Here is a 12,452-nt window from a genome sequence, read left to right as displayed (position 1 = left end):
AACGCCAGGTCATTGGGTTGCGCACCCCATGGGGGTGTACCCAGCACCACCTACGGAGGCTCCGATGAGCACGGCACCCACGACGACCCGCGGAGCGGGCACCCCGCACACCCCCGCCCCCGCCGCGAGCACCGGCCCCACCGCGGCGACTGCCGCCGCCCCGGCCGCCGCCCCCGACTACACCGCGCTGATCGCCGACACCCCCGACCTGGTCCGGGCCGCCCAGCGGCTGCGCCACCAGGTCTTCGGCGACGAGCTCGGCGCCACCCTCGACACCCCCCTGCCCGGCCACGACGTCGACCCGGTCGACGACCTCGCCGACCACCTCGTCGTCGTCCACACCGCCACCGACACGGTCGTCGGAACCTACCGCCTGCTGCCCCCGGGCCGCACCCAACACCTCTACTCCGACGGCGAGTTCGACCTCACCGCGCTCGACGCCGTACGCCCCGCCCTCATCGAGGCCGGCCGCTCCTGCGTCCACCCCGACCACCGCAACGGCGCCGTCATCAACCAGATGTGGGCCGCCCTGGCCCGCTACACCCTGCTCTCCGGCCACCGCTACCTCGCCGGCTGCGCCTCCGTGCCGCTCGCCGACGGCGGCACCGCCGCCACCCACGCCTGGGCCCTGGCCCGCACCCGCCACACCGCGCCGGCCGCGTTCCTGGTCGCCCCGCGCCGCCCCTGGCACCCCACCGGCCCGCTGCCCGAGCGCCCCGTCCTCACCCAACTCCCCCCGCTGCTGCGCGGCTACCTCCGCATCGGCGCCTGGATCTGCGGCGCGCCCGCCCACGACCCGGACTTCGGGGTCGCCGACTTCTTCACCGTCCTGGACATCGAGCGGCTCGGCGACCGTTACCGCCGCTTCTTCCTGGGGGAGCGGTGAACGGCCCCTGGGACGTCCGCGCGGTGTGCACCCCGCACTGCGCCGCGCACGCCACCACGCCCGTCCCCCTCCCCACGGCCGCCCGCCGCACCGCCGCGTTCACCGGCGCGGCCGCCCGCGCCCTGTCGGCCGGCCCGCACCTGGCGGACCCGGTGCGGCTCCGGACCCACGCCCGGGCGCTGCTGGCGGCGCTGGGCGTCGGGCTGGAGGTCCGCGGGGCGGCTGCGAACGGGCCGCTGACGGTGCCCGGCCCCGGGGCGGGGGCGCGCACCCCGGGCACCCTGATCGTCCTCAACCACATCTCGTGGCTGGACATCGTCGCCCTGCTCGCCGTCGAGCCCGCCGTCCTGCTCGCCAAGCGCGAGGTCGGCAGCTGGCCGCTGGTCGGCGGCCTGGCCCGGCGCGCCGGAACCCACTTCATCGACCGCACACACCCCCGCCGACTCCCGCGCACCGTCGCGGAACTGTCCGCGCTCCTGGCCGCCGGCCGTTCGGTCGCGGTCTTCCCCCAGGCCACCACCTGGTGCACCGCCGACCAGGGCGGCTTCCGCCGGGCCACCTTCCAGGCCGCGCTGGACGCCGGCGCCCCCGTCCGCCCGGTCACCGTCGACTACGTCCAGCAGGGGTGCCCCACGACGGTGGCCGCCTTCTGCGGCGCCGACACCTTCGCCGCGTCGCTGCGCCGGGTCGTCGCCGCCCGCGGACTGGCCGTACGGGCCACCGTCCATCCGGCGTTGCCGACCGCCGGGCGCGGCCTGGACCGGCGCGCCCTGGCGGCCGCCGCCGAGCGGGTGGTGCTCGGCGGCACCCGGCCGTCGCGCGGCATCTGGTCGCCGCCGAGCGGCGGCCGGGTGCCCGACCGGGCCGGTCAGGCGCTCGGCACGTACTTGTAGCCGACCCGTCGGACGGTGACGATCGACCCGCGGAGCTCGGTGCCCAACTTCCGCCGCAGCCGGGCGACGTGGACATCGACCGTGCGGCCGTCGCCGACGTGCCCGTAGCCCCACACGGTGGTCACCAACTGGTCGCGGGTGTGCACCCGGTGCGGATGCGCGACCATATGGGCGAGCAGCTCGAACTCCAGGTACGTCAGGTCCAGCTGCCGGCCCTGGACGTGCACGGTGCGCTGTTCGGGGTCGATCCGCACCGTCGCGTCGCCGGTCCGGGACGCCGGGGCGGGCCCGACGGGCGGCTGCGGCGCGGCGGGGGCCTGCTCGGCCGGCACCAGGACGAGGTAGCCGACCATCGGCGGCTGCCCGGGCAGGGCGGGCAGGCTGTGCTGCGGCGCCGGCAGCCAGGTCGCCCCGGAGTTCAGCAGTTCGGCGACCTGCTGGGCGCTGTGGCGGGTGGCGCCGGCGCCCGGGGCGGCGGGCACCGGGACGGCTTCGTCGGGTGCGACGGCGCGCAGTCGGTGACGGTGGTGGGCGGGATGCGGAACGGCGGCCGTGGGGGAACCGGCAGGCACGGTACGGAGATTGGTCATCGAACGTCAGCTCTTTCGCGCAGGGGACCGTCGGGGGACGTCATGCGCGCGGGCAGGGCTGGCGACACCGGTCAGCGGTGTCGAAGAGGAGGGTGCGGGCCCGCGCTCAGTGCGCGCGGCAACACAGACGGTCGAAGGCGTGCGCCTGTCGGGACGGCCAGAACGGCTCGAGGTCGCTGCGACCCGTCGCGGTATCTGTGAGGCTGGCCATGGCCCTATTGAACCAGACGGTCACTGATCTGTCTTTCACACCACTCCCCGTGGTGACGCGATCCCGCCGTGCGTCGACCCCGCTCCCCGACGGACCGCCGCCGGGCCCGTCCCGACTACCCCTGACCGCGCCGGAGTTGTGGAGCCCGCCGGTCGGCGGCGCCACCAACCGGTGGCCGGAACTCGCCCCCGCACCGGTGCCCCGGCGGCCCCCATGCCCACCCCGAGCACCAACGCCGTCAGGTGTCCGACGTCGGTGAACGTCCGGCCGCGGCGGACCACCGGCACCGCGCCCAGCGCCAGCAACCCGCCGGTCGCCGCCGCCCGGGTGCCCCGGTGGGGCAGCGACGCGGCCAGCGCGCCGAGGGTGGCGTAGAAGCCGTAGCTCGCCCCGACGTCGAGGGCGTGCGCGGTGCCGCCGTCCCCGCCGGGCGCCCGTGGTGCCGGCCGGGCGCCGCCGCCCCGCCGCGCCCGCAGCCCGGCGTAGACCAGCAGGCTGGCGCCTATGTGCCCGGCCGCGAACACCGTCGCCGCGCGGGCGGTGCCCCAGCGCACCTCGGCCACCCCGAGCGTCGCCAGCAGCGCGGCCCCGTACGCCACCGGCAGCGGCTCCTCCACGAAGGCCGCGCTGGTGGCCAGCGTGCCCCACCGGCCGGCCCGCAGATTGGCCACGTTGGTGGAGTGCGCCCGCAGCAGCGCGGTGCGCCGCGGCGCCGGCAGCCGGGCGGTGGCGAGCGCCCCGCACTGCAAAGCCCCCACGTACAGCGGCGTCACCCACGGCACCGCCCCGCGCCGCGGGCCGCGCCCCGCCCCGCGTCCCCCCACCGCGCCGTCTTCCCCTGCGCCCCTCCGTACGCCCATCCGTACGCCCCCTCCTCGTCGCGGCCTCACCTCCCGGACGGCAGACGCTTGTGCCACCGCAGCGGGGCGACCTCGATGACCTTCGTCGGGTCGCCGTCCCACGCCACCGGCAGTCCGACGGCGGCCAACGCGGCCGTCACCGCCCGCCCGATCGCGGCACTGTCCGCCTCCGCCCCGGAGTCCGGGTACCCGCCGTAACGTATCGACAGGCCGTGCCCGTCCGCCGCGGCCGCGGTGTCCTGGTAGTGGAAGAAGACGAAACCCCGGTCGCCCTCGGCCCGTTCACCGGCCACCTCGCTCAGGGCGCAGCTGCTGCAACAGGCGAAGTTCATCAGCGCGGTGAGCCCCTGTGAGGCCAGCGCGCCGAACGCCCGCGCCACCCGGTCCGGATCGGTCTGCGCGGGCCACTGCGCCTGCTCGGCGAGCCGCTCCTGCCACAGCTGCGCCACGATCCGCCGCGCCTGTTCCACGGTGACCGGTGTCTCGTCGGGGGCGAAGGCGTCGCACACCCCCTGCGCGACCTCCTCGGCCGTCCAGAAGCCGGTCCGGATGTCGGTGCGGGCCCGCTCCTCGGCCGCCGCCCGGGTCTGCGCATCCAGACCGGGCGTGGAGTACGGGTCCGCCGGCCGCCAGTCGAGCGCCCTCTGCCAGGACTCCGTGCCGCGCGCCCAGGCGAGGAAGACCTCGGCGACCGCGCCGGCGTCGGCGCACTCGGCCCGGAAGTGCCGGTCCGGCCCGCCGTCGCGGTGCTCCACGGCGAACGGCCCGGCGCCCTCCCGCCAGGTCTGGAGGAAGACCTGGTCCGCGCCGGGGATCCGCTCGGCGATGGCGAAGTGGTCGTCGTCGCCGCCGATCCGCCGTAGCAGCGCGGCCAGTTCGTCCGCGGACGGCCGGGCGAGGGCCGGACCGGACTCGGTCTGCACGGTGATCGCAAGCATGACTCCAGCGTGCCATCCCGCACTGACAACCCGTCCCGACCGCCGGCCCCGACCGCCTGTGCCGCCCGGCCGCCACCCGGCCCGGACGCGCGGACGGGGCCGGACCCGCCGGTCCGGCCCCGTCCGTTCCCGCGCTCCGGCGGGTGGTGGGTCACACCTGCGCGCGCCGCTCCAGCTCCGTGCAGCAGGTGTCCACGATCAGCCGCGTCACCACGTACGGGTCGACGTTGGCGTTGGGCCGCCGGTCCTCGATGTAGCCCTTCTTCTCGACCTCGACCTGCCACGGGATGCGCACCGACGCACCGCGGTCGGAGGCCCCGTAGGAGTACGCGTTCCAGGGCGCCGTCTCGTGGGCGCCGGTCAGCCGCTCCTCGATGCCGGTGCCGTACTGGCTGACGTGCTCCATCGGCTTGTCGCCCTCGCCCAGCGCCTCGCAGGCGGTGATGATCGGGTCGTACCCCTCGCGCATCGCGCGGGTGGAGAAGTTGGTGTGCGCGCCCGCGCCGTTCCAGTCGCCCCGGGCCGGCTTGGCGTCCAGGGAGGCGGTGACGCCGTGCTCCTCCGCCGTGCGGTGCAGCAGCCAGCGCGCCACCCACATGTGGTCCGAGACCACCAGCGGCGCCAGCGCGCCCACCTGGAACTCCCACTGGCCCGGCATCACCTCGGCGTTGATGCCGGACAGGCCGAGACCGGCGGCCAGGCAACGGTCCAGGTGCGTCTCGACGATCTCCCGGCCGAAGATCTCGCCGGCGCCGACCCCGCAGTAGTAGCCGCCCTGGGGGGCCGGGAAGCCGCCGCCCTCGGGGAAGCCCAGCGGACGGTCGCCCTTGAGGAAGGTGTACTCCTGCTCGATGCCGAAGATCGGCTCCTGCGCGGCGAAGCGCTCCGCCACCGGGCGCAGCAGGGCCCGGGTGTTGGAGGAGTGCGGCGTGAGGTCGGTGTTGAGCACCTCGCACAGCACCAGCAGGTGCTCGCCGCCGCGGATCGGGTCCGGGCAGCTGAACACCGGGTCGAGCACGAGGTCCGAGGAGTGGCCTTCGGCCTGGTTGGTGCTGGACCCGTCGAAGCCCCAGCGCGGCAGCGAGCCGGCGTCCGCAAGGATCTTGGTCTTGGAGCGGAGCTTGGGGGTGGGCTGGGTGCCGTCGATCCAGATGTACTCGGCCTTGATGCTCACGGGGGTCCTCTTATACGGGTCGGTGCGGGTACGCGTGCGGGCGTACCGGAGCACTCTCGCAACAGGCCGTTTCCCGTCCGTTGCCCGTATGTGAACCACAGGTTACCCACTCGGACATCCTCTGATTCCGCGACGATTCGCCATAAATCGCCTGGCATTCCTGTGTCTGGCGCGAGGTCGTTTCACCCGCCGGCGGCCCCGCGCTCCCAAGTGCCCTCCCCGGCGCCCCAGTTCGCCGACGCCCCCGTCCGCGGCGCGACCGCCCTTATGCCGGCCGCCGCATGACCACATGGCGCATTTGGTCATGGATCACACCCCCGACCCCGCCTAACGTCACAAGTGACCGTTTCCCCACTCCACCCCCGCCCCTCCCTCCCCACCTGCCCCACCCGATCCCGTCCCCTCGCTCACCAAGGAGCCCACCCACCATGACCGCCGACCCGTCCACCACCCCCGCCCCGCCCTTCACCAGCTACGTCGACCTCGTCCTCGCCGTCCTGGCCCGCGACCCCGACCGCCCCGTCGTCACCGCGGCCGACGGCCACGAGGTCACCGCCGGCGCGCTGCACGCCACCGTCCACCGCATGGCCGCCACCCTCCGCGCCCACGGCGTCGGACGCGACCAGACCGTCTCCGTCCTCAGCCGCAACCGCCCCGAAGCGCTCGCCGCCCGCTACGCCGTCAACCTCCTGGGCGCGCGCGTGGTGCTCCTCTACGACGGCATGGCCGCCGAAACCCTGGCCTTAGTGGCCGAGAGCGCCGAGACCGCCGTCCTCCTGGTCGACCCCGACCTGCACGCCACCGCCCACGCCCTCCTGGACGGACTCACCGGCACCCGCCCCCAGGTCATGACCTTCGGCCCGACCACCGACGGCGCCACCCCGCTCGGCCCGGACCTGCTGGCCGCCTGTGCCGCCCTGCCCGGCACCCCGACGGTCACCGGCTCGGCCCGCCCCGAGGACGACTGGTGCATCCGCCACACCGGCGGAACGACCGGCGTCCCCAAGGGCGTTCGGATGACCCACGGCGCGATCGCCGCACTGCTCACCCACGCCACCTGGCAGTCCGCCGGCGACTCGCCCCGCTTCCTGGCCTGCACCTCGCTGGCCCACCTGGCGGGCATCGTGGCCGACATCACCCTCGTGGCCGGCGGCAGCGTCGTCCTGCACCAGAGCTTCGACCCCACCGCCGTCCTGGCCACCGTCGCCCGCGCACGCATCACCCACCTCTGGCTGCTCCCGCCGCTCCTCTACCGCCTCCTGGACGACCCGACCCTCCCCACCACCGACCTCAGCTCCCTCACCCGCATCTCCTACGGGGGCTGCACCGCCTCCGCGCCCCGGATGCGCCAGGCGGCCGAGGCGTTCGGGCCGGTCCTCTACGGCCTGTACGGCCAGTCCGAGGCGATGTCCATCACCGAGGCCGGCCCCGACGACCACGCCGACATCCGCACGGACCGCCCGATGACCGTGGGTCGCCCGATGGCCGGCGTCACCCTCGCCGTCCGCGACCCCGAGGGCCGCGACCTGCCCCAAGGGGAACCGGGCGAGGTCCACGTCCACTCCGCCGGCGTGATGCGCGGCTACTGGAAGCGCCCCGACCTCACGGCCCAGGTCCTCCAGGACGGTTGGGTGCGCACCGGCGACGTCGGCTACCTGGACGCCGACGGCCGCCTCTACCTCGTCGACCGCGTCAAGGACGTGATCATCGTCGTCGGCGGCCACGTCCACCCCTCCGAACTCGAGGACCTCCTCCACACCCACCCCGCCGTCGCCCACGCCGCCGTCTACGGCGTCCGCACCCCCGACGAGACCGAGGAGGTGCACGTGGCGGTCGTCCCCGCCCCCGGCCACGCCGCCGACGAACTCTCCCCGACCGCCCTCCGCGACTTCGTCACCACCCACAAGGGCGCCCTCTACACCCCCGCCGCCGTCCACGTCGTCGACGCCATCCCCCTCACCTCCGTCGGCAAGCCCGACAAGAAACTCCTCCGCGCCCGCACGGCCCCCACCCCCACCGCCTGAATCCACCGGCGGCCCCCCGTCCGACCCCGCCAAATCCCCCCTGGCCAGGGGCCTTTGTCAGTGCCCGGCGGTAAAATGGGAACCAGTAAATGAGGGTTCACCGAAGCTCCAGGAGGTCCGCCGGATGGCTGCTGCCACACTCATGACGAAACCCCTCCCGGCCCACCCGCTGCCCAAGAAACCGCTCCCCGCCGGCTGGCCCCGCGAGCGGTACGAATCCCACAACCGCCGCCTCAAGGCCATGCGCCTGGCCATAGCCCTCCTCGACACCGGCACCTACCGCCCCGAGCACGCCACCAACACCAAGATCCGCGCCACCGCCCACACCATCGGCGTCCACCACCCCTCCGACACCACCTGCCGCCTGGTCCGCACCCTCATCTACGACAACTGCTGACCCCGCCCACCCACCTCACCTGACCCTCCACACCCCCGAGGGCCGCCACCCACCACGGGTGACGGCCCTCACCGCCCCGACCAACCGACCTGCCCCAAGGGGCGGTTGGGGCGCTTCTCGAACCACGAAGAAATGCTGCGCTGCCCCGCACCTGCGGGCCGAGCAGCTGACCTATACCAGCGCGCGGTGAACCAGAGGTGTTGGCCTGGCGGAACCGTACGAGGTCGAGCCGACCAACGAGCCAGGTCGCCATGCGGTACCGGCGGGCAAGACCGATGAGTTCAACACCGTCCAGCCGCTCGACTCCGGCGGCGGCCGTCGGAGGAGGAGATGAATCCGTCATCGCCGCGCGGACGCCTGCGCGATGCGCTGCTGCGCGTCGGAGAAGGAAGTGACGTGGACGAGGCCGACCTCGGTGCGGCAGTCGCCACCGCGCTGCGCGAACTGGCTTCGGAGACGCTGGGCGAGCGATCGCGCGTCGACCTGGTCACCGTGGGCGCTGAGGATCACCCCTGGGGACGAAGCCTCGGTCTTCGGCTTGCGGACTATGACGTAGGGCTGTGGGACGTGCTCTGGCACGCAGACGAGAGCGACCTTCCGCCCCAGGTCCAGGAGAGTTGCCCGACTCTGAACCAGGAGGAGTGGCAGGCCGCACTGCTGGTCTCCAAGCTCATCTTCACGGGTCTTCAGTCGGAGTCCGAGCCTGTGCACGACGATGCCGGCCGGCACCAGCGGGCCACCCCGGTCGGCAGCGCGAGAGCGGTTCTGTCTGGCGCTGGCCGCCATCTCGGACCGCCCTGACCTGTACCAGGACGAACTCACCGCGCAATTGCGGGCCGCGCTCCTGAACTTCGCATCGGAGACGCCCGACAACAAGGAGGCCACTCGGCGCATCACGGTGCTGCACACCGTGGGAGCCCTGGAAGGGGCCGCGCCTGTGCCTCAGCCGCTCGGGGTTGGCCCTCGCGAAGTTAGCGCTGAGCGCTGACGGCTGCCCTGTCCTCAGCCGCGTACGGGAGGAACTTCCGGACTCGACCCACGACGAGTGGAACGCCGTCATCCACGTCATGGGCTTGACGCTCATGGCGTTCGAGGCAGGCCCGACCCGAAATGCGGAGTAGCGACCGCAGAGAGTCGACGGCGCAGGATCGGCACATGGCGGTCGGTAACCCCAACCACGACTGACGAGTAGTCGCTGCGAACGATAGGGGCCAACATCTGCCTCACCACAAAGGACACGGTCCAAGTGATATGTGTGCCTCCCGCGCATCCGGCCGTATTGGGGTGGGACGCATCGGTAAACATGGTTCACCCGAAAAGAGCATTCGCCGGAAGTTGGGATTCAGGGGAACGTTGTCGCGCCATGCTTCTATCGACCACCTGCTGAGGAGCTTATTCGGAGGTCGAATCATGTTGGATGTTTTTTCTTGTACAGAGAGGTATGTTCTCGAGGCATTCGCTGGCGCTGCAGTCTGTGTGCATACGGGCGATGTGCGGGAGTGCGCTATCCAGAGGCATCCTGAATACTCGCGTTTCCGTAGCGAGATGGTGGATGACCTGACTAGAAGGAAGGGGGGTCGCTCTAAGCGCTGGGAAGCGCTCATTGCCATGGGGAGACTGGCAGACACGGTCGGTGACGATACGTGGAAAATGGCCTTCGTCGACTGCCTTTCACCCGTACTTCGGCGACGTTCAAGAATTATTTCGCGAGATCTCCGTACGGATTTTGAGGATGTGCTCTCGGATATGTTCGAGGCCACACTTCTCGCGTGGGGGGACACGGAGCGAGGGTGCCCACCAGGGAGTGTGCGCCATCATGTGGTCAAGAGCGCTTACGATCTCGCTTACAAGAGAGCTAAGGCGTATGGGGAAGAGCGATCATCTGATGGAATGGACGATCTTCCCTCGTTGCCGGAGGTCTCGTCAGGGTTTACGATCAAGGCTTCGGCCGTCGTAAATCTTGCCGACGTGCGAGATCCCGTCGTTGCCGAGCAGATTCGTGGTGAGCGCTTCGGTGCGCTTCTGCGGAAGATGGGGTATGTCGAACGCATGGCGTCGTTCCATCAGGAGATCCGTGGCGGACTGCATCCTGGAATCGCGCAGAAGGTTCTGAAGAGTGGGACGGTGACAAGGGCCTGGGTTGACGGCGCGGAGCGGTACTACTACGTATCTGATTTCTACCCAAAATTCATGGGACTGCGTGACGCCGCCAAAGTGATGGGAATCGCCGAGTCTGCTGCATATCGAAAGGTAAGGGATGGGGACTTCCCCTGCCCTGTGAATTCATCTGGCCGGAGCTATCAGGTGTTCGTGCGAGCGGTCATGCATCATATGGAAATTCCGGATGCGATCGTTCACATGGATGACGTGGAGAACGGGGCGGGGTACGCCGGGTAGCGGGTCGCACGGTCCGATGTCGTCCATGCTGCCCCACGGGCCACGTGCCGTCTCGGCGAGCGGCGTAGCGATGGCGCTTGCCCGGACCCGCTGAAGATCTCCGAAGCAGGAAGGTGGCCGATGGTCGGCCCGAGTGTGATGCCAGGGCCGCGTAGTAGCCCGGTACGGACGGCACTCGTCTTACCGAGGAGAATCCGTCGGCCAGGGATCGATAGGTCGGACACACGCGTCTGGGCGACTGCGCGACGCGATCGGGAACGCCCCGCCGCGCAGACGACCTGTCCAACGACACTGGGCCGTGCCCTCCTCCCCGACGGGAAAGGACACGGCCCAAGTATCGCCAGAGCGCTACAAGGCGACTCTGACCTGCACGCCTCTTAGAGATCGAAGTAAAGCTCGAACTCGTGCGGGTGCGGGCGGAGTTGGATCGGGGCGATCTCGTTGGTGCGCTTGTAGTCGATCCAGGTCTCGATCAGGTCGGAGGTGAAGACGCCGCCCTGCTGGAGGTACTCGTTGTCCGCTTCGAGGGCCTCGAGGACCGCGGGGAGGGAGGTCGGGACCTGCGGGACGCCGGCGTGCTCCTCCGGGGCGAGCTCGTAGAGGTCCTTGTCGATCGGCTCGGCCGGCTCGATCTTGTTCTTGACGCCGTCGAGGCCGGCGAGGAGGAGGGCCGAGAAGGCGAGGTACGGGTTGGACGACGGGTCCGGGGCGCGGAACTCGACGCGCTTGGCCTTCGGGTTGGAGCCCGTGATCGGGATGCGCATGGCGGCGGAGCGGTTGCGCTGCGAGTAGACCAGGTTGACCGGGGCCTCGAAGCCGGGGACCAGGCGGTGGTAGGAGTTCACGGTGGGGTTGGTGAACGCCAGCAGCGACGGGGCGTGCTTGAGGATGCCGCCGATGTAGTAGCGCGCCGTGTCGGAGAGGCCCGCGTAGCCCTGCTCGTCGTAGAAGAGCGGCTGGCCGCCCTGCCACAGGGACTGGTGGACGTGCATGCCGGAGCCGTTGTCACCGAAGATCGGCTTGGGCATGAAGGTGGCGGTCTTGCCGTTGCGCCAGGCGACGTTCTTGACGATGTACTTGAAGAGCATCAAGTCGTCGGCGGCGGCGAGCAGGGTGTTGAACTTGTAGTTGATCTCGGCCTGGCCGGCGGTGCCGACCTCGTGGTGCTGGCGCTCGACCTGAAGGCCGGACTTCTCCAGCTCCAGGGAGATCTCGGCGCGCAGGTCGGCGAAGTGGTCGACCGGCGGGGCCGGGAAGTAGCCGCCCTTGTAACGGACCTTGTAACCGCGGTTGTCCTCCAGGGCACCGGTGTTCCAGGCGCCGGCCTCGGAGTCGATGTGGTAGAAGCCCTGGTTCGCGGAGGTCTCGAAGCGGACCGAGTCGAAGACGTAGAACTCCGCCTCGGGGCCGAAGAACGCGGTGTCCGCGATGCCGGTGGAGGCGAGGTACGCCTCGGCCTTCTTGGCGATGTTGCGCGGGTCGCGGCTGTACTGCTCGCCCGTGATCGGGTCGTGGATGAAGAAGTTGATGTTGAGGTGCTTCTCCTGGCGGAACGGGTCCACGCGGGCCGTCGACAGGTCCGGGCGCAGGGCCATGTCGGACTCGTGGATCGCCTGGAAACCGCGGATCGACGAACCGTCGAACGCCAGCTCCTCGTCCGGGTCGAACGCCGTAGCGGGGATCGTGAAGTGCTGCATCACGCCCGGCAGGTCGCAGAAACGGACGTCGACGAACTTCACGTCCTCATCCGCGATGAACTTCTTCGCGTCGTCGGCGTTCTGGAACATCCAACTCCTCCTAGCCCGGTCACCGCTCGGCGGACGCGGGGTTGCGACTCGGAGCGCGACCTCGTGCAGTGGTGCGCTCGCCCGACCATAGGCAGGCGGGATTTCCCAAGCATGACCCATTTGTTTCGCCGAGGTTAACCGGCACGCTGTCCGCCCACCCCCAGTGTGCGCCTGTCGGGGCGGGTGCGGGGACGCCTGTGGAAACGGGTTCGGCGGGCCGGGAGAAGGGGCCGCGACGGGCCGGCCCCGACGTCCGCCTCGGGGGACTCCGGGCCGCCCGGGGGCTCCCGGTTGT

At 71.3% G+C, this 12,452-nt stretch carries 11 protein-coding genes; 6 read left to right on the top strand and 5 right to left on the bottom strand.

From position 1 onward, the window contains the following. The first annotated feature begins 64 nt into the window (after positions 1-64). A complete protein-coding gene (locus tag ACJ6WD_RS23870; protein ID WP_233659864.1) occupies positions 65-886 on the top strand; it encodes a GNAT family N-acetyltransferase in 822 nt (273 codons plus the stop codon). Continuing rightward, a complete protein-coding gene (locus tag ACJ6WD_RS23865; RefSeq protein WP_407616455.1) occupies positions 883-1,779 on the top strand; it encodes a lysophospholipid acyltransferase family protein in 897 nt (298 codons plus the stop codon). The genes ACJ6WD_RS23870 and ACJ6WD_RS23865 overlap by 4 nt, the downstream gene beginning before the upstream one ends. Here ACJ6WD_RS23865 and ACJ6WD_RS23860 read toward each other — a convergent pair. The 4 genes from ACJ6WD_RS23860 to glnII all read right to left on the bottom strand — a co-directional run bounded on the left by ACJ6WD_RS23860 (position 1,755) and on the right by glnII (position 5,552). Continuing rightward, a complete protein-coding gene (locus ACJ6WD_RS23860; protein ID WP_233659866.1) occupies positions 1,755-2,369 on the bottom strand; it encodes a winged helix-turn-helix domain-containing protein in 615 nt (204 codons plus the stop codon). The two genes, ACJ6WD_RS23865 and ACJ6WD_RS23860, sit on opposite strands and share 25 nt — an antisense overlap. 246 nt (positions 2,370-2,615) lie before the next feature. Continuing rightward, entirely contained in the window at positions 2,616-3,353 is a 738-nt protein-coding gene (locus ACJ6WD_RS23855) for a rhomboid-like protein (protein ID WP_407616454.1), read from the bottom strand. A 113-nt stretch (positions 3,354-3,466) separates the two neighbouring features. Further along, positions 3,467-4,378, bottom strand: a complete 912-nt coding sequence (locus ACJ6WD_RS23850; RefSeq protein ID WP_407616453.1) for a DUF6891 domain-containing protein — start codon at positions 4,376-4,378, stop codon at positions 3,467-3,469. Between the two features lie 151 nt (positions 4,379-4,529). After that, positions 4,530-5,552, bottom strand: a complete 1,023-nt coding sequence (glnII, locus tag ACJ6WD_RS23845) for a glutamine synthetase (protein WP_016576027.1) — start codon at positions 5,550-5,552, stop codon at positions 4,530-4,532. 428 nt (positions 5,553-5,980) lie between these two features. On the opposite strand from glnII, the gene ACJ6WD_RS23840 reads away from it, so the two are divergent. From ACJ6WD_RS23840 to ACJ6WD_RS23825, 4 genes are all read left to right on the top strand, one after another. Then, positions 5,981-7,576 (top strand): AMP-binding protein, encoded by a 1,596-nt coding sequence (locus tag ACJ6WD_RS23840; RefSeq protein ID WP_233659869.1) that lies wholly within the window; start codon positions 5,981-5,983, stop codon positions 7,574-7,576. Between the two features lie 124 nt (positions 7,577-7,700). Then, complete coding sequence (locus tag ACJ6WD_RS23835; RefSeq protein WP_233659870.1) at positions 7,701-7,973, top strand: hypothetical protein; 273 nt, start codon at positions 7,701-7,703, stop codon at positions 7,971-7,973. 396 nt (positions 7,974-8,369) lie between these two features. Next, the gene (locus tag ACJ6WD_RS23830) at positions 8,370-8,774 is read left to right on the top strand and encodes a hypothetical protein (RefSeq protein ID WP_407616452.1); all 405 of its coding nucleotides are present in this window, start codon (positions 8,370-8,372) and stop codon (positions 8,772-8,774) included. Positions 8,775-9,518: 744 nt separating this feature from the next. Further along, positions 9,519-10,370 carry a helix-turn-helix transcriptional regulator gene (locus ACJ6WD_RS23825; protein WP_407616451.1) on the top strand — a complete coding sequence of 284 codons (852 nt, stop codon included), beginning with the start codon at positions 9,519-9,521 and terminating at the stop codon, positions 10,368-10,370. 377 nt (positions 10,371-10,747) lie between these two features. Here ACJ6WD_RS23825 and glnA read toward each other — a convergent pair whose 3' ends face one another. Next, positions 10,748-12,157 (bottom strand): type I glutamate--ammonia ligase, encoded by a 1,410-nt coding sequence (glnA, locus tag ACJ6WD_RS23820; protein WP_016572050.1) that lies wholly within the window; start codon positions 12,155-12,157, stop codon positions 10,748-10,750. Positions 12,158-12,452 lie beyond the last annotated feature (295 nt).

The organism is Streptomyces sp. VTCC 41912 (genome assembly GCF_045799175.1).
In the GTDB taxonomy this organism is placed as follows: Bacteria; Actinomycetota; Actinomycetes; order Streptomycetales; family Streptomycetaceae; genus Streptomyces; species Streptomyces albulus_C.
Note: the sequence above shows the minus strand (reverse complement) of the source record. Positions and strands in the feature narration are given on the sequence as shown.

Bases quoted from the DNA above. Each gene is read 5' to 3' on its own strand.
- ACJ6WD_RS23835 (WP_233659870.1), top strand. From the start codon at position 7,701: ATGGCTGCTGCCACACTCATGACGAAACCCCTCCCGGCCCACCCGCTG.
- ACJ6WD_RS23825 (WP_407616451.1), top strand. From the start codon at position 9,519: ATGGTGGATGACCTGACTAGAAGGAAGGGGGGTCGCTCTAAGCGCTGG.
- ACJ6WD_RS23870 (WP_233659864.1), top strand. From the start codon at position 65: ATGAGCACGGCACCCACGACGACCCGCGGAGCGGGCACCCCGCACACC.
- ACJ6WD_RS23850 (WP_407616453.1), bottom strand. From the start codon at position 4,378: ATGCTTGCGATCACCGTGCAGACCGAGTCCGGTCCGGCCCTCGCCCGG.
- ACJ6WD_RS23860 (WP_233659866.1), bottom strand. From the start codon at position 2,369: ATGACCAATCTCCGTACCGTGCCTGCCGGTTCCCCCACGGCCGCCGTT.
- glnA (WP_016572050.1), bottom strand. From the start codon at position 12,157: ATGTTCCAGAACGCCGACGACGCGAAGAAGTTCATCGCGGATGAGGAC.
- ACJ6WD_RS23840 (WP_233659869.1), top strand. From the start codon at position 5,981: ATGACCGCCGACCCGTCCACCACCCCCGCCCCGCCCTTCACCAGCTAC.